14 protein-coding genes are annotated in these 17,562 nt (G+C 46.0%); 6 read left to right on the top strand and 8 right to left on the bottom strand.

What is annotated here, in order from left to right:
• Positions 1–142: 142 nt before the first annotated feature.
• Positions 143–643 carry a chemotaxis protein CheW gene (locus JGK20_RS04900; protein ID WP_293142860.1) on the bottom strand — a complete coding sequence of 167 codons (501 nt, stop codon included), beginning with the start codon at positions 641–643 and terminating at the stop codon, positions 143–145.
• Positions 644–1,149: 506 nt separating this feature from the next.
• Positions 1,150–1,515, bottom strand: coding sequence for a response regulator (locus JGK20_RS04895; RefSeq protein WP_293175153.1), 366 nt, complete (start codon positions 1,513–1,515; stop codon positions 1,150–1,152).
• 106 nt (positions 1,516–1,621) lie between these two features.
• On the opposite strand from JGK20_RS04895, the gene JGK20_RS04890 reads away from it, so the two are divergent.
• Positions 1,622–1,822, top strand: coding sequence for a hypothetical protein (locus JGK20_RS04890; RefSeq protein WP_293175151.1), 201 nt, complete (start codon positions 1,622–1,624; stop codon positions 1,820–1,822).
• A gap of 253 nt (positions 1,823–2,075) precedes the next feature.
• On the opposite strand, the gene JGK20_RS04885 is transcribed toward JGK20_RS04890, so the two are convergent.
• Positions 2,076–4,454: an amylo-alpha-1,6-glucosidase gene (locus JGK20_RS04885; protein ID WP_293175149.1), complete on the bottom strand. Its 2,379-nt coding sequence runs from the start codon at positions 4,452–4,454 to the stop codon at positions 2,076–2,078.
• A gap of 603 nt (positions 4,455–5,057) precedes the next feature.
• Positions 5,058–6,143 carry a glycosyltransferase family 4 protein gene (locus tag JGK20_RS04880; RefSeq protein WP_293175147.1) on the bottom strand — a complete coding sequence of 362 codons (1,086 nt, stop codon included), beginning with the start codon at positions 6,141–6,143 and terminating at the stop codon, positions 5,058–5,060.
• Positions 6,144–6,423: 280 nt separating this feature from the next.
• Between JGK20_RS04880 and JGK20_RS04875 the strand changes: the two genes are divergently transcribed.
• The 4 genes from JGK20_RS04875 (at position 6,424) to JGK20_RS04860 (ending at position 10,921) form a co-directional block, all read left to right on the top strand.
• Positions 6,424–6,705 carry a hypothetical protein gene (locus JGK20_RS04875; RefSeq protein WP_293175145.1) on the top strand — a complete coding sequence of 94 codons (282 nt, stop codon included), beginning with the start codon at positions 6,424–6,426 and terminating at the stop codon, positions 6,703–6,705.
• Positions 6,706–7,121: 416 nt separating this feature from the next.
• Positions 7,122–8,609, top strand: coding sequence for an EH signature domain-containing protein (locus JGK20_RS04870; protein WP_293191491.1), 1,488 nt, complete (start codon positions 7,122–7,124; stop codon positions 8,607–8,609).
• 346 nt (positions 8,610–8,955) lie between these two features.
• Positions 8,956–9,690, top strand: a complete 735-nt coding sequence (locus JGK20_RS04865) for a phosphoadenylyl-sulfate reductase (protein WP_293175141.1) — start codon at positions 8,956–8,958, stop codon at positions 9,688–9,690.
• A gap of 253 nt (positions 9,691–9,943) precedes the next feature.
• Positions 9,944–10,921 (top strand): class II fructose-bisphosphate aldolase, encoded by a 978-nt coding sequence (locus tag JGK20_RS04860; RefSeq protein WP_293229570.1) that lies wholly within the window; start codon positions 9,944–9,946, stop codon positions 10,919–10,921.
• A 399-nt stretch (positions 10,922–11,320) separates the two neighbouring features.
• Here JGK20_RS04860 and JGK20_RS04855 read toward each other — a convergent pair whose 3' ends face one another.
• The gene (locus JGK20_RS04855; RefSeq protein ID WP_293175137.1) at positions 11,321–12,157 is read right to left on the bottom strand and encodes a Uma2 family endonuclease; all 837 of its coding nucleotides are present in this window, start codon (positions 12,155–12,157) and stop codon (positions 11,321–11,323) included.
• A 197-nt stretch (positions 12,158–12,354) separates the two neighbouring features.
• On the opposite strand from JGK20_RS04855, the gene JGK20_RS04850 reads away from it, so the two are divergent.
• The gene (locus JGK20_RS04850) at positions 12,355–14,559 is read left to right on the top strand and encodes a Tex family protein (RefSeq protein ID WP_293229567.1); all 2,205 of its coding nucleotides are present in this window, start codon (positions 12,355–12,357) and stop codon (positions 14,557–14,559) included.
• A 283-nt stretch (positions 14,560–14,842) separates the two neighbouring features.
• Here the strand turns inward: JGK20_RS04850 and JGK20_RS04845 are convergent, their stop codons facing one another.
• From JGK20_RS04845 to JGK20_RS04835, 3 genes are all read right to left on the bottom strand, one after another.
• The gene (locus JGK20_RS04845) at positions 14,843–15,961 is read right to left on the bottom strand and encodes a GDSL-type esterase/lipase family protein (RefSeq protein ID WP_293229564.1); all 1,119 of its coding nucleotides are present in this window, start codon (positions 15,959–15,961) and stop codon (positions 14,843–14,845) included.
• Positions 15,962–15,976: 15 nt separating this feature from the next.
• A complete protein-coding gene (locus JGK20_RS04840) occupies positions 15,977–17,356 on the bottom strand; it encodes an MBOAT family O-acyltransferase (protein ID WP_293175131.1) in 1,380 nt (459 codons plus the stop codon).
• Positions 17,357–17,374: 18 nt separating this feature from the next.
• A partial coding sequence (locus tag JGK20_RS04835) for a hypothetical protein (RefSeq protein ID WP_293191499.1) occupies positions 17,375–17,562 on the bottom strand: 188 nt, incomplete at its 5' end.

Genomic DNA, 17,562 nt, shown 5'->3' with positions numbered 1-17,562 from the left:
CCATATTCTTCCTTTGTCAATTGTCAACTGCCTAAAAACCTCACTGTCAACTGTCAACTGTCAACTGTCAACTGCCAACTGCCAACTGTCAACTGTCAACTGCCAACTGTCAACTGTCAACTGTCAACTGTCAACTGTTTAATTACCAGCGTTCGGAATGGGCGATCGCTTCGACATCGACTATCATTAGCAAGCGTCCTTCGGAATTGTACAAACCTTTTAAGAAGGGAGCCAAGTCGGGACTGACATCTACTGCTGAGACAGTGCGATCGGGATTTAGAGACAAAACTCCTTCGACACGGGAGACAGCCAAGCCCATCCGCATTTTCGACAATCTCACATCTCGCGGATCGGGCGCTTCCACCACTAAGATGCGGCTGCTTGGGTGGTGGGTGTCAACCGGATCGAGCCCAGCAAACCGTCCGAAGTCTGCTGCTGCTAGGATTTCGCCCCGCAAGTTGGTTAATCCCAACAAAAATGGCAGGGTGTTAGGAACCGGGGAAATCGGTTGTTCGTTGAGGGAAAGAACTTCCCGCACTGCTTCTAACTCTACGCCAAAGAGACTGCCTCCTTGACCGAAAAGGAGAAATTGCTTTGTTCCAGTTGTCTGATTCCCCGCCGCCTGGGTAGCAGTTGTTTTCATTCCTGATTTTTTGTTTCTAGTGTATCTTACAAATGAGGAATTTGCTTTGCTAGGAAAGCCGATCGCTCCGAGAGTTTATCTGGATCGGTTTTACAGGATCAAATGGTTAAATAAATAGCGGGCTGGGCAACTGGAATGATTTCTCTAATATATCTACCACTTTTAAGGAATTTAGAAACCATGTTTGTTGAAAAAAAAACTGGGTTTCTCGCTATGATATTTGGTGAATGCTACTGAACACTTGATATAGCACAAAAGAGTGTGAGTGAGGTCAAGCGCGATTACCAATTACCTATTGCCAATTACCTCACTATTAGGAGAACGGCTATATTAGACCTCTTGCAAAAAAAATATATGTTATCCTTAAAAGTTTGCTCAAGTTTAGGTCAAACTTTGAATTATGGGGTTGATTGGCATCTCCTTAAACTTGTTCAGCCTGCTAGATTATAAAATTGTCTAAACTTTCTATAATAGCACAAAATTATTTTGCAAGAGGTCTATTTTGTTTAAGCCCAAAGCAGTCGCTGCACGATGTTGACGAGTTGCTGAGGCTCAAATGGTTTGCTGACGTAAGCATCGGCGCCTAAATCGGTTCCCCAAGCTTTATCGATATCGGTGTTTTTATGAGTACAAAATACTACTGGCAAGTGTGCAGTGGCGCGATCGCCCCGCAATTCTCTGATCACTTCAAATCCGTTCATTCGTGGCATCACTACGTCTAACACCACGAGATCCGGCGGCACTTCTCGGATCAGCGCGATCGCTTCTTCGCCGTCACCAGCCCGGATCACCTGCATTCCGGCATCTTGAAGAATGCGACAGATGATTTCCAGTTCGCTGGGAACATCGTCCACTACTAAAATTTTTGACATAATTTCACACTTCCTTACTATTGTTCACGGCGGATAATCTCGCTCCAGAAGCTGCTGGGGTGATGGCTTTCGCCCCGCTTCACTACGGTTATTTGATTGCGCCATTTTGCAAACAAATCAATGCACTTCTAAATACAATATAGCCGGTCACATAGCCTCAGCGAAGAAGGAAGAAGGAAGAAGGAAGAAGGAAGAAGGAAGAAGGAAGAAGGAAGAGGGAAGAAGGAAGAGGGAAGAAGGAAGAGGGAAGAAGGAAGAGGGAAGAGGGAAGAAGGAACAAGAAAGAGGGAAGAATAAGCCAGAATAAGCCAGAATAAGCCAGAAAGAAGAAGTCCGATGAAGTCGGAAGAGAAAAAAAGCTATCCCTGCCTCCGTGACTTCCGTGTCGCGAATCAAGGGAATTGGGAATTCCCAATTCCCACTTAAGAATGAGAATTAAATAACTTACACAAGTTTGTGGGGTGGGCGGGAGAGCCCGTCCAAAAAGGGCGGGCTCTCCCGCCCACCCCACAATAACAATTAAAATTGTAAGTTATTTAATTTGCGATCCTTAGCCGCATTTAAGCTTCGATAATTACTCGCAAATTGCCGCGTTTTTTCATCACCCGACAAGCGGTTGAGGAACCAGATCTCTCAAATTCCAAATCTAGCAAAGTTGAGCCTATCCTTAAGTTGTTTAGCGACAACTTATTAATCGATTCTGGTAAGGCTGGATCGATAATTCGCAGTTGGTTGTTAGGGGCATCGGGAACTAAATTTAACATCATTTGCAACAGTTGAAAAATGCTGCCAGTTGCCCAAGCTTGGGGCGAGCAAGCTACAGGATACTGCACGGGGCGATCGCTCTGGCTGTTGCGCTCGTAGCCGCAAAAAAGTTCGGGGGGACGCTCGTAGGGTTGCAGCAAAGTCATGTCAAATAAGCCTTGAGCTACTTCTAGGGCTTGTTCGACTCGGCCGAGCGATCGCAATCCCATAGCTGTCAAAGCGTTGTCGTGCGGCCAGACTGAGCCTGTGTGGTAGCCTATGGGATTGTAGGCGGGAGATAAGGAGGATAGGGTGCGAATTCCCCAACCGCTAAACATATCTAGGGCTTGCAATCTTTCAGCTACGCTGCGAGCTTTTTCTCGCGACAAAATGCCGAGGTGCAAACAGTGTCCCGGATTTGATGAAATGCTGTCTACAGGTTTGCCTTGGCCGTCTAATGCTAGGGCGCAATAATCTAAATCTTCGATCCAAAAATCGCGGTTGAATCGGGTTTTTAGGTCTTTTGCTTCTTCTAGCCAGCGATCGCATAAATCGATGCGTTTCTTGATGCGGGCAATCTCTGCCAGCCTGGTTTTGGCAGCGTAAACGTAGGCTTGGACTTCGCAAAGGGCGATCGCTCCTTCTGCAATGACGCCCGATCGGTTGACGATGCAATCTCCCGAGTCTTTCCAGCCTTGATTTGCTAAGCCGCGCTGGGATTTTTTGTAATAGCTGAGGTAGCCTGTGGCGGCACATTTGCGATCGATCCATTCCATCGCTGCCAAAGCATTTGGCCACAAAAGATCTAAAGTTTGGCTGTCGTACGTCCAGGCGTAATATTCAGCGTAAAGCATCAACCACAAAGGCGTAGCATCGACTGTTCCGTAATAGGGAGTGTGGGGAATTTCGTTGCAGCGAGCCATTTCTCCCATGCGAATTTCATGCAGTATTTTGCCCGGTTCTTCGTCGCGCCAATCGTCGTCGGTTTTGCCTTGATAGTGAGCTAAGGTTGTCAGAGTTTGTCTGGCTAAACTTGGATCGAGAATTAAGATTTGAGCAGCGGCGATGATGGAGTCGCGCCCGAATAATGTCGAGAACCAGGGAACTCCGGCTGAAATTGCTTTGCCTTTGCCAAAGGTTTGTCGTAGGGAATAAATGTCTTGTTCGGCGCGTTTTAGGAGTCGATTAAAGGTGTTTTTATCTGACTTAATTCTGGTAATTTCGGTCAGCCATTCTCGCTCTTCTAAAAGTTCCGCTGCTTTGGCTTGAACTAGGTTTACGGGAGTGGTAACTTGGGAGATCGATTTGCCGTCGATCAGCATTTTGAGCCGATATCCCAATTTGATTGCTTCGTGGGATTTTAGGGAGATGCGCCATACTGCTGTATTCCCCTGAAACAGTGATGGTGGCTGGTTGTAAAACTCGATCCGAGATTCCATTACTAAGCCGTCTAAACCTTGGTAGGCAAGGGTTAAATCTTGTTGAAGATCGCAGAAAGGATATGGGGCGATCGCTCGATCGCCGATCGAGTTTTTTGCTGATTCTTGAATTGGCACATTTGGGTTTTCTACTGCCGGATTTTCACCGTGGCTATTGCCGTTTGCAGCGTCAGGAAAAGCTGCTTTGTCTGCAAATTCGCTGGGGGATGCTCCGTCGGTTTTTTGGGGCATCAGGCGCAGGAGTTTCCCGCGCTGGGAGCGGCCGTAACCCCGGACTTCAAATAAGTCTAAGAAATCTGAGTTGAAGCTGAGACTTATTTCAAAGCTGACTGGTTTTGTGGTGAAGTTGGTGATTTCTATTTCTTCAAACAAACCGCCGTTGAGGACCATTTCTCGCCTGATGCCGATGGTTTCTGCCGGGATGCGATCGTCAATGCGGGGGTTTGAGCACAAAACTGTTTGCAGGTAGCCTTTTTCGGCGTTGCTGCTGAGCAAAATGGGCGATCGCCCTTCTATTTGCAATTCTAGGCGGCTGAGGAAGCGCGTGTCGTGGCAAAACAACCCAAAGCTAGACACGTTGTCGTCTTCTAAGCAGCCTGAGATGTTGCCGAGGGTGTCAGTAATCAGGAATAAATCATCGTCTTTGAGGGTGAGTGTTGGTTGAGGTCGATCGGCGATCGCGCAAGGCCACTCGGTTACGGGTAACTCCGCAGCAGCGACAAATGTTTTTCCTTCTATTTCATAGGTATCGGTCATTTTTACAAAAAGTGGATTCCCAGCTTTCAAAAGTTTAATTTTCTTGAGCTTTTGACTCTTGACTTTTTGGCATTAAATTTTGACACGAAGCACCCTGATGTAATGCTTCACTATTAGCATCATACCATTTTTTTCAACTGATGCCAGCAAATAGTTGACTTCCTAAAATGAATTTAATTTTTATTAAATCCAGACTAAAAAGTGAAGTGCTCGGTAAAAAATCAGCATGATATCGACCAACTAATACAGCAGTTTTTAATAGACTTATTGCAAAAATAGCTAGGACGGGCTAGAAGCCCATCCCACATTTTTTTCTTGTGGGATGGGCTTCTAGCCCGTCCCAAAAAATTAATTAAAAAAACTTTTGTAATATTATCTAATCTTCTGAAATACATTAGGGACATGGCAATGCCGTGTCCTTCTTCCTCTTGCTGCTGAGAATCTTCTACTGAAAGTTCGAGCCTGTTTTACGACAACTAAAATGACAATTAATTAAACTCAGGTAAAAACCGGGTGTTTCCATAAAACAACCCGGTTGATTGAATGTGGTAAGTAAATTTTGGATAACTAAACCCGCCTTGCGTTTAATTTGTCCTCGCCCAGCTATCTGCCGTGCAGTTCTAATTCTGTCAAATGATGCGCGTGACCGTTTTGAGAAAATCGCTCTTTTAAAATTTGTCGGTAAACTGCTTCATAGCCATCGACCATTGTTTTAACGCTGAAGCGATCGATCGCGTGTTGGCGACAAGCGCTGCGATCGAGTTCTCGGGCCGGTTCGATGGCGGCGATACATTCTGCCACGCTTTCGCACAGAAAACCCGTTTTTTCGTGAACAATAACTTCGGAAGTCGAGCCTAATTTCATGGCAATTACGGGCGTTCCCGTTACCATGGACTCAATCATGACTAACCCGAAAGGTTCGCGCCAAGTAATCGGAAATAATGTGGCGACTGCACCGCCCATCAGCACGCTTTTTTGGGCGTGGTTGGCTTCGCCTAAATATTCTATTTGCTTGCCGTCAATGTGCGGCTTGATTTCTTGCTCGAAATATTCGCGATCGACAATATCGACTTTGCCGGCAATCTTTAAATGCCAGCCGGAAGCCTTAGCAATTTCTATGGCTAAATGAGCACCTTTTTCGGGCGAAATACGACCGAGAAAAGCTAAATAAGGAGGATTGTCCGGCTGCGGGTGAAATTCGTAAGTCGCCGGATCGATGCCGTTATAAACTGTGGCGACGTAGTTGAGATTTAGTCTTTCTTCCCGCTGAGAGTTAGAAATACTTAGATAGGGCTGAGTGCGGGCCAAGCTAAACATCTTCTCGTTGTCTGGGGTAAAAATGCCGTGGAGGGTGTGAACTGTGGGCGTTTTTACTAAGTGCGAGTAAGACAAAGCTGTGCAGCCTACGTGGGAATGAATGATATCAAATTCTCCGGCTTTTCCATATACTTTGCTCAGTTGCATCATATCGTAAATGCCGTATTCTTTAACGGTGGGATCGAGACGCAGCGCTCTGGGGTGAACTGATTCTAAAGTAGCAGAAGTAATTGAATCGCCGGAGGCAAATAAGGTGACTTCATGTCCCCTTCTGACTAATTCTTCGGTCAAGAGGCTGACCACCAGTTCAATTCCTCCGTAAGCTGGGGGCGGAACTCGCTCGAACAGGGGGGCAATTTGGGCAATTCTCATCACAAACCTTCTAATTTTATTTACTGTAAAATTTCCTACGCGATTGAGGATTGTTACACTAGGTAGTGTTAGCAACTTCTCTTAACTTTTAAGTTACTGTCGCGCACAACTAAATTTAATAACAATTTACAAATTTAGTCTATGCTACTTGAGAGGGAGATTGTGATTTCAGTTGACAGTTGACAGTTGACAATTGACAGTTGAGTGCGACCTCTACCTGGAAGTCCGAGGATGGGAGTAATGAATAGTCTGATTTTAATTTCTCAAGGGCGATCGGGCTTTGGGCTTTAAACCAATTCTTTCGGGTAGGGCGATCGCACTTGTGTGCTTCTTTTTTGAGTTCACAGGACTACTGCCGCACGGACAAGCTAGCTTGACTTCTGCCGAAAGAGAGCATAACGCCCAACCCCAGCTAGTTTTCCCAGTCGTACCTTCCCTGAATATCGAAAATTGTGTAAAATATTACAATCACAGAAATGACGCGCGGGCGAGCCAATCAACGGGGTTTTCAATTGCGATCGATCGCACACTTGCGAGAGATTTATGTACAAAAGTCGGTTGAAAGTTGACAGTTGACAGTTGACAGTTGAAAGTTGACAGTTGACAGTTGACAGTTGACAGTTGACAGTGACTTCTACATGGAAGGAATATAGTGCAATACCGTTTACTTAAGACAGATCCCCCCTAACCCCCCTTGAAAAAGGGGAGTAGGGGGTGGGACAAGAATGCTCTCAAAGTCCCCCTTCTTAAGGGGGATTTAGGGGGATCTCCGGCGCATAAATAGTGTTAAGTCAACCGTATTGGAATATAGTGCTGTCGCGAACTCGCAAGTTGTAGAATACGCGAGCTCTTGCGTGCTCGCACTATAATAAAAAAATGCTTTTCGCAAAACAGAGATGCTCCCCTTTAAACCAATTCTTTCTGGTCAAAAATTGCATCATGCTAGTGCAGCAACTTTATAGCAAACAAATTATAAATATGAGCGTTCAGTTTCGCCAAATTCAACTACCGGAAAATCCCACCCAGCCACTGCCAGAAAAAACAAAAAATGCGGGAAGCTTTGTACAGAAAAGCAAGCCAAATGTTCCCGAAGTGAAAGCAAGTGTTTTGCGAGAAATGGCAGAAATTATAGCAGATATTGAGAGCGATCGAGCTGACAGTATTACTCCTCTAGAATGGACTTATTGTCTCTGGGCTAAATCTCAATGGGATCTAAAAAATCCCGTGAAGCGAAGCTATCCCGTAGGGAATCGCACCAGAGAAATATCTCAAGCTATTTGGCTGGTAGCTCAGAACAATGTGCGCCTGAAACAGCAGTTGTTGTGGCGTTTGGCGCTGCATTACAGCCACCAGTTAGAAAATCCTGTTTCTAGCAATGCTCCCGCCCTCGATCGAGCTTTGGTAGAGTGCTTTGCCGACTTTGCCAATACAGCGACTGGCACCGATGCTTTGCCAGTACAAATCATTAAAATACTGACCCGCGATTTACCGGATTACGAGCTAGCAAAATTGACTTGGCAATACCTAAAAACCCCTGTAGAACTATTAGGAAAAGCTCAGTTACCCGCAAGTATCCCCGTAGTCGATCGCGCCGGGCCACACCTTGCCGGAATTTTTGCCAAAAATCAGGTTGCCGATTTGTCGGGTGTAGAATGGCTGCTCAGGTGCTTGAAGGAAATGCCACCAGCGTCGCAACTTGCAGCAGTTGAAGAGTTGTTAGTTAAAATTTCGAGCGATATTCTCAAAAATCAACGGCCGAAATTGGTTGAGTGGGTGCGAGACGAATATTATCCGAAATTGCAGTTACTTTCGGCTCCCGCTCAAGAGTCGCTGAGGCGATGGATTGGCGGACTAAATTACAGTTATTTCCAGAAAACAATCGATTTGGTGGCCCGGATGCTGCGGCTGTCTGATGCGGAAATTAAGCAGTTGGAGGAGCGCCGGGATTTTTGGGCTAATTATACCGATCGCCTGCTGCGGGTGCGGTTGCTGTTGCCGCAGTCGTCTGTGAGCGCGATCGGCTACCAGTTGCCCTTTGATGTGGATATCTTGCCGGAAGACGGCAATCCTCCAACGGAAGTTTGCATTTTTCAGTTGGAGGGCTATTGCGCGATCGAGTTTTTCCGGGGCACCGGCGCCGAAATTCGCTTGATTAAGCGTACCAAAGAGAGCGATCGGCTGTTGTTTGTCAAAAAAGAACTGTCTGTTAAGCGCATCAGAAAATTAGGTGGCGAAGTGCACGATCGCGTTTTCATGTGGCAAAGTTCTTGCGAAAAGTGGCTGAAGCAGAAAAAAATTATGCCCAATGAGGGGACTAAATCTTTTCAGGGAATGTCGCAGTATTACGGCAAATATGATTCTACAAATGGCTTGAGAATGCCGGAACCTCAGGAACAAAAAGAGCGGGAAGTTTTATTGAAAAAGTGGCAGAAAGAAATGGAAAGTTTGGCAGCAGAGAGCAAATAGTCAGTTGCCAATACTATCTAAAGTAATAGTTGAATCGGGAGAATCTCAGTTTAGTATTACTTAAGCGCACAAAAAAGATGAGATGACATCAAATGTTTGAGCGTGGTTGTACCGTAAAATTTTGCACCGCATTCATCTCCTCGTGCGAGACTTGCAGTCCGAAAAATTTTAGCGAGGGACGTTGGGGGCGATACCGCTGTCAAGTCTCAACCTTTTTCCTCTCTACGGCTGCTCGGTTCAAGCTGTGGATGCGTTTTTGATCTAGCGTGCGATTCATCGGTGAGAAAGATACTGCGATCGGCTATAATCAAGAGTTAGAAAAAAAGAACACCGATCGCGCAAAAATATGGTTGCCACTCAGAAGAATCTCAACATAGCCGCCCTGGAAGCAGAATACAGTCAAAAAACACCGCGAGAAATTCTCAAATTTGCCCTAGACAATTTTGACAATATTTCAATCTCTTTCAGCGGTGCCGAAGATGTAGTTCTGATCGACATGGCATCAAAAATTACCAAAAACTTCCGCGTTTTCACCCTAGACACGGGACGGTTGCACTCAGAAACCTATGAGTTTCTGGAGCGAGTTAGAAAACATTACGGCATTAAATTAGAAGTAATGTTTCCCGATTCAGCAGAAGTACAAGCCCTAGTAGATGAAAAGGGATTGTTTAGTTTTTATGAAGACGGCCACAAAGAATGCTGTGGCGTGCGGAAAGTCAAGCCGCTTCGCCGCAAATTGAATACTCTCGATGCTTGGATTACCGGTCAGCGCAAAGACCAAAGTCCCAGTACCCGCAACGGTATTCCGGTGATTGAAGTTGACGGTGCTTTTTCAACTCCAGACCATGAATTAATTAAATTCAACCCCTTAGCAAACTGGTCTTCGGCAGAGGTTTGGGAATACATTCGCGCTTTGGAAGTGCCTTACAATAAGTTGCACGAACGCGGTTTTGTCAGCATTGGTTGCGAACCTTGTACGAAACCTGTATTGCCAAACCAACACGAACGCGAAGGTCGTTGGTGGTGGGAAGAATCGACGATGAAAGAGTGCGGTTTGCACGCTGGTAATGCACAAAAATAGTTGACAGTTGACAGTTGACAGTTGACAGTTAACTAATGGGAGCATCTCAGTTTTGCATTTATTATAGTGCTGTCCCCGCTCGCGAGCTGTACAATACTCGCGAGCTCTTAAGCTCGCACTCAAAGAAAAAATGCTTTTTACAAAAATGAGATGCTCCCTAACTAATGACTGAGGACTGATGACAACTAACAACTAACAACTGACAACTGACAACTGACAACTGACAACGGAAAAGTTTTTAAGCCAGGTACTTATGCTCGCCTCAACTAGCGAATTGCTGAACACAGCCCGGAGAAATGCTTACGCGATCGGCGCTTTTAACGTGTACAATCTCGAAGGAGTAAAAGCCGTCATCGATGCCGCCGAAGCGCTGCAAAGTCCTGCGATGCTGCAACTTCACCCCAGCGCCCTCAAATACGGAAAATCGCCTTTAGTCGCGCTTTGCATGGAAGCAGCGCGCAAGTCCTCCGTGCCGATCGCAGTACACTTAGATCACAGCACCTCAGAAAAAGACATTCACCTCGCCCTCGCCGCCGGTATCAAGTCCATCATGGCTGACGGTTCTCCTTTGTCTTACGAACAAAACTTGATATTTACTCGCGAAATGACTGAGTTATCCCACGCTAACGGTGCGGTAGTTGAAGCGGAAATCGGCAGAATTAGCGGCACGGAGGACGGTTTGACAATTGAAGAAAAAGCGGCCAAGATGACCGATCCGGTGGAAGCTGTAGAGTTTATTGCAGCAACTAAGGTGGATTTTTTAGCGGTAACAATTGGCAACGTTCACGGTAAATATTTCAGCGAACCGAAACTCGATTTCCCGCGTTTGGCAAAAATCCGGGCTTCTGTTTCGGTGCCGTTAGTGTTGCACGGCGCTAGCGGTTTGCCGGAATCGATGATTAATCAATCTATTAAATTAGGTGTGTCTAAGTTTAATGTAAATACGGAAGTTCGCGATGCTTATATGGATGTATTGAAAACTAGCAATTCTTTGTCTAGCCCGGATTTGTTGGAAGTTATGGAAAAGGCGATCGCTGCTATGCGATCGGTGATTTCGGGCAAGTTACAACTTTTTGGTTCTGCTGGTAAGGCTTATTTGCATCAATCTCCTTACGCGGAAGGATTTACGGCAAATAGTGTCAGCAATAAACAAGAAAATCGGGCGGTTCAAATGAAAAACCGGGCGGTTCAAACCGCGTCTACACAGACAAAACCTGCCTCCGCAGGTTGAAGAAAACCGGGCGGTTGAAATAGAAAACCGGGCGGTTCAAACCGCGTCTACACAGACAAAACCTGCCTCCGCAGGTTGAAGAAAACCGGGCGGTTGAAACCGCTTCTACACAGACAAAACCTGCCTCCGCAGGTTGAAGAAAACCGGGCGGTTGAAATAGAAAACCGGGCGGTTGAAACCAGGTTTACACAAACACTCACGTGCCTCCGCAGGTTGAAGAAAACCGGGCGGTTGAAATAGCTTAATTCCAAGCATATTGGGTTAAACTTACGCGATCTTCTTCAGTCCGCGGAGGCGGACTTTGTTTGTGTAGACGCGGTTTCAACCGCCGTCTTTTCTAACGGTTTAAAAACGGAGGCGGACTTCGTTTGTGTAAACCTGGTTTCAACCGCCGTTTTTCTAACGGTTTAAAAATCGATCGGGATCGATGCCAGATTCCCGCAACCGCTGAATCAAAGACTGCAATTGAGCTTCCGCTGACTCAGCGCGCTGCCGTTGCTGTTCCGCTTCAGTCAGAATCCAGTTGCCATCAACATCATACCAGCGCAACCACAGGCGATCGATTCCCTGAAACTCCCCTTGCCACAAACCCAAGCCCAAACCTAGATCCGGAATCCAGACTCGCGAGTCAGATAATTCTAATTCTTGATAGTGTCCGGCATTCAATACAAATACTCGCAACCTGTTAGTATAGCGGCTGAAAACAGCATAAACAGGAACCCGCAAAATCTGCTCGTAAACCTCCCATTTACTGGGCGGTTTCTCATTTGTCTGGGCCTGTAAAACTTGCCCGTTACCCGCAGCATTCGGCTGATTTCCTGAATTTTCGTCATCGATATTTGCACCTAAATCTTCTTTTTCGGTTCCCGGCGAAAGCAGTTCCACAATTACAAAAGGATTCACGCCTTCCTGCCAAGTAACGTAACTCATCCGCAGTTCAGATCCATCGTACAGTCTCGGAACTCCCACAACTCCAAACCAATCGGGGCGTTTGTGCCACAAAGGGTGCTGCACGTCATAATAAAGGTTCATGTCAGTGCCGCTAAATATCTCAGAAGCCTGATAATTGCGAGGGCGAAACGCCAGGGTTAACAACTGCGGCTGCCAATCGTGAAATTCGTCTGGCTTCCCAGGTTCCTCCGAATCTTCGCTAGGTAAATCGTACATCGTCGGCAGCGTTTCTCTGGGCGATCGCGGCGGATCGCTTTGCGGCACTGGATATTTAAAAGGAAACATATAATATTGAGAAATGACTGCATTTATGCTAACATCATTTTAATACTGCTAAGGCGTTCCAGCAAACCTTCTCAAAGTCTTATTGATCTCATTTCCTCCTCTGTGTCCTCTGCGCCTCTGCGGTTCATTTTCCTATTAATTCGCGGAACTCATAAATATTTTATTAACTGCCAGTAATTGACTCAAACTTCTGTACTATGCTCAACATTCCTCAACTGATTGCTCAAGAACTTTCCATCAATCTTTCTCAAGTCAATAATGCTCTGGAACTTTTTGCGGAGGGCGCAACTATTCCGTTTATTGCCCGCTACCGCAAAGAACGCACCGATTCCCTAAATGAAATTCATTTGCGAGATATCTCCGATCGCTTCACCTATTTGACGGAAATTGAAGACCGCAAAAAGTCGATTTTAGAGACGATCGCCTCCCAGGGCAAACTTACGGCCGAATTGCAAGCCAAAATTGAGTCGTGCTTGCAAAAAAATGAACTCGAAGACCTTTATCTGCCTTACAAACCCAAGCGGCGGACGCGGGCGACAATTGCTAGAGAAAAAGGTTTAGAACCGCTGGCAATTTTTATTAAGTGTCTGAATTTGCCGACTGCTAAACCAGCCGATATCGAAGCGGAAGCAGCTAAATATATTTCGGAAGAAAAGGGAGTGAAGACAACAGAAGAAGCTGTCAAAGGTGCTGGGGATATTTTGGCGGAAGCAATTTCCGAAAAAGCTGAATACCGAGCTTATTTGCGAGATTTTTTAATGAAGACGGGGGTTTTTGTCTCGAAAATTAAAGATGATTTCCCGGAAGGAAGTACGAAATTTGAAATGTACCGCAGTTACCAAATTGCAGCGAGAAATGTTCAGTCGCACAATATGTTGGCGCTCTTCCGCGGGGAAACGGAGGGGGTTTTAGATTTAGATTTAGCCTTTGATGAATCGGCGGTGATGGCTTATTTGGAATCTCAGGAAATTAAAACTAGGATACCTGAAGTTAAGGAGTTTTATCGATCGACCTTGAAGGACGCTTTCAACCGCCTGATGAAGACTTCGCTGATGACGGAAGTGCGATCGCACCACAAAGCAGAGGCTGATATCGAGTCCATCACCACCTTTGAAACCAACCTCCGCGAGTTGCTGCTGTCGGCGCCGGCGGGCATGAAGCCCACACTCGCGATCGATCCGGGATTTCGCACCGGGTGCAAAGTTTCCGCCCTCGACGAAACCGGGCAGTTTTTGGAATATCAAGCCATTTTCCCCCACCAAGCCGCAGGCCAGAGACAACAAGCTGGTAAAATTGTCAAGCATTTGCTGGAAAAATATAAAATTGAATTAATCGCGATCGGCAACGGTACAGCTTCCCGCGAAACCGACGACTTTGTGTCGGAAGTTTTGGCAGATATGGACAAAAAACCGATTAAAGTTATGGTGAACGAATCCGGCGCATCGATTTATTCAGCGAGTGATGTGGCGATCGCCGAATTTCCAGATCTCGACATCACAATTCGCGGCGCAGTCAGCATCGGTAGGCGTTTACAAGATCCTTTAGCCGAACTTGTCAAAATAGACCCGAAATCGATCGGAGTCGGTCAATATCAACACGACGTTGACCAAAAACTGCTCAAAAAGAAACTCGACGAAACAGTCGAAAGCTGCGTTAACTACGTCGGAGTTGACTTAAACACAGCCTCGAAAGAACTGCTGACCTTTGTATCGGGAATGACAGCAACAGTTGCCAAAAATATCGTCAATTACCGCAACGAAAACGGCGCCTTTAAAAATCGCCGCCAACTCCTGAAAGTTCCCAAACTCGGGCCAAAAGCTTTTGAACAAGCAGCCGGATTTCTCCGCATTCGCGGCGGCGAAAACCCGCTGGATAATACAGCAGTTCATCCTGAAAGTTATCCTGTTGTCCAGGCGATCGCCAAAGATTTAAGTTTGCCGCTGACCGAAATAACACAAATATCGGCAAAAGTCAAGACTGTAGATATCAAGAAATATGTGACCGAGAAAGTCGGAGAACCAACACTCCGAGACATTATTTCCGAACTAGAAAAACCCGGAAGAGACCCGCGCGCCGAGTTTAAATATGCTACTTTCCAAGCCGGAATTAACGAAATCTCCGATTTGCTAGTTGGGATGGAATTGGAAGGCATTATCACGAATGTAGCTAACTTTGGGGCCTTTGTTGATGTGGGAGTTCACCAAGATGGTTTGGTTCATATTTCTCAATTAGCCGATCGCTTCGTGGACGATCCGAAACAGGTTGTGAAAGTCGGACAAGTTGTGAAAGTGCGGGTTTTGGAGGTGAATGAAAAGTTAAAGCGGGTGAGTTTGACCATGAAGCTGCAAGAAAAACCGCAACCGTCAAATAGCGCGAGGCTTCCGGCGCCGCGCCGACGCTAAAACTAGCGATCGTATCGTGTGCGATCGATTAACCCCAATAAATAAAGTTCGTACTGCGGACTTCAGTCCGCTCTTAGGATCGCAAATTAAATAACTTACAATTTTAATTGTTATTGTGGGATGGGCGTCCCGCCCGTTCAAAAAGGGCGGCTCTCCCGCCCACACCACAAACTTGTGGAAGTTATTTAATTCTCATTCCTTAGACTGCGGACTGAAGTCCGCACTACGAACCCTTTTTGTTATAGTAATCTACCGGATATGGTATCCACACGACAGACAGATTTTATCGAGCTTTTTCAGATTTGCCAACGAGATCGAACAACCCTTCAGCAACAGCTTGATTGCCGTCTTTATCAAGGTGGACACTATCAAACTTAATGTACATCGGAGCAGAACGACCTTCTTTTTCGGCAATTTGCGATCGACCCCGACGAACTGGTTCCGTACCATCGAGATAGGCTACACCGAGTGACTGACTAATTTCCCCAAGTCTCTTACCCGCGTCGATAGTCAGCCGATTTTTTGGCACTCGCTGCTCGTTGTCAAAAAAACCGTCAAAAGCAATAAAGCGAGCAGGTAAGTAAACTACAACGAGCGATCGACCGTCAGCAGCAACGGAGTCTCGGAGTACGCTCAAATCTTCTTCAAACTGCTTCCAAACGCGTTCGGGGAGATCTGGAGGCACATTAGCCTGCTTCCAGCCAGAGGCTACCGTTGCGCCCAAAGGAACTTCCGGGTTGATGTTGTTATTTGATAAACCTAGCAAGTACAAGCATTTTTGGGAGTTGATTCTCAGCCAGGAAGGAGAAGCTAAGACGTGAGTAACTTGTTTTAATCCGTTTTTAAAATTGTCCAGTTTGGATTGAGGGGCAGGATCTAGATAGGGGTTTTTCGGTGCACCTTTGTCCTCGCGGCGAAACCACGTCATTGAGACCATGTTGTTGTCTACAGCCAGCACTACTATATCTGGTTTGTAGGCCGACCACTGGTTGCGATAAACATAGTTAATTTCTTTGACCGTATAACCTTCTATAGCGCTGTTGATATAGGTTGCTTTGGCACCATTTTTCTGAAAAACAGTTGCTAGTTGAGCTGGCCAAGTATCTTCTGCACCAATCCCAGTCCCAAATGTTGTTGAATCCCCCATCCCGAGGATTCGCACTTCGCCAGGGGGTTTCTGAACCGGCAGCAGGGGGCCGCGATTTCCCGCACTGCTCATCGTGATGGGACGACCTCCTGTAAATTCGCGATCGTAAACGTTATTTTTGTACTCAGGAGCAATAACTTGCAGCATTCCTTCCAATAATAAAGCTGCTAACAATAGCTTTGACAAGTCTACGGTCGTGCGGCGAAATGCGGTTTTTATATGGGAAAGTGCTTGGTCATTAAATATTGGGAGCATAACTGATCGATCCGATTAGAACTGGAAGTAAATGAAATTTGAACTTGAGGCGCCGGCAAAGGTAAATATCAGCGCAATTGCGATCGTACAAACAATCCACTTGAGCAAATTTGGGTGTAGCTGAGCCCAGCTCATCCATCGTTGCTTCACATCCCCCCATTGAATTAGCAAAACTAGCGCCAGGTAGAATATCGGGCGATAGTCAATAGGTATCCGGCCATCAGCAAAAGTCAATATCCGCTGAAATACCACACCCGCACTGTTCAAATCAGATGATGCAAAGAGTACCCAAGAAGTACAAATCACAAAAAAGGTCAACAGCCAGTGCAGGAAATAACTGGCTTTCGACTTAGGTGCAGAGGAGAGTCCAAACGCTCTTTCCATTGACAGCATTGCCCCTTGCAAACCTCCCCAAGCAACCCAGTTCCATCCAGCACCGTGCCAGAGCCCTCCCAGCAGCATAGTGATCATTAAGTTTCCATAGGTACGGAGTTGGCCCTGCCGGTTGCCACCCAGGGGAATGTAAAGATAGTCGCGCAGCCAATTTGACAGTGAAATGTGCCAGCGGCGCCAGAAATCAGTAATGCTGTAGGCCATATAAGGCTTGTCAAAATTTTTCGGCAGTTCTATTCCGAATAGACGGGCAGAACCGATCGCCATATCTGAATAACCAGAAAAGTCGCAGTAGACTTGAACTGTAAAGGCGAACGTAGCTAGTAACAACCCCAACCCGGAAACGCTCTGGGGCCCACTAAACGCCTCACTGGTAATTGATGCCATCGGGTCAGCTATATAAACTTTTTTCAGCATCCCCCAGATGATTTGGGCAATGCCACTGCGGATCCCAAGCCAGTCTACCGGTGACTCGCACGTCAACTGGGGCATGAGAGTCTTGGCGCGGACGATCGGGCCAGCAACCAGATTAGGGAAGAAAATGACGTACAGTGCTAGGTCGAGAAATGACTTTTGGGCAGGTGTAACGCCCTTGTAGACATCGACTATGTAACTGATCGTCTGGAATGTGTAAAAAGAAATACCCAGAGGTAATAGTAGATTTAGTTTAGGCCAAGGATAAAATCCAAACAGGGAGTGTGCCGAAGCCGAGAAGAAGTTTGCGTATTTGAAAACGCATAGAGTGCTTATAACTACAACCAAAAAACCAATTAAGGCAGTAGTTTTATCTCTGTTTTTAGTTGATGACTCTATAATGCGAGCTGTTGTATAAGCTAGCAGGGTATATAAAACCATTAGGAGCGAGTACGGTACGCTCCACACCCAATAAAAGCAGTAGCTAGCGAATAACAAAAACCAACGTCGGTATTGCGGTGTCAGCAAGTAATAGACATACACCACCACCACCAAAAAGACCAAAAATAATGTGGAGTTAAACAGCATTTTTTGAAATCTGAAATTTTAGCGATCGCTAAGTGAATCGTATCTATAGAGATAGCAGTTGTCAATGATTGGAACATTTATTTTTCGTAACAAACCCCAAAGACGCTTTAACAGTTGACAGTTGACAGTTGACAGTTGACAGTTGACAGTTTGAGAGTGACCTCTACCCTTAAGTCCGAGGATTGGAGTAATGAATAGTCTGATTT

Source organism: Microcoleus sp. PH2017_05_CCC_O_A (assembly GCF_020738785.1).
GTDB lineage: Bacteria > Cyanobacteriota > Cyanobacteriia > Cyanobacteriales > Microcoleaceae > Microcoleus.
Note: the sequence above shows the minus strand (reverse complement) of the source record. Positions and strands in the feature narration are given on the sequence as shown.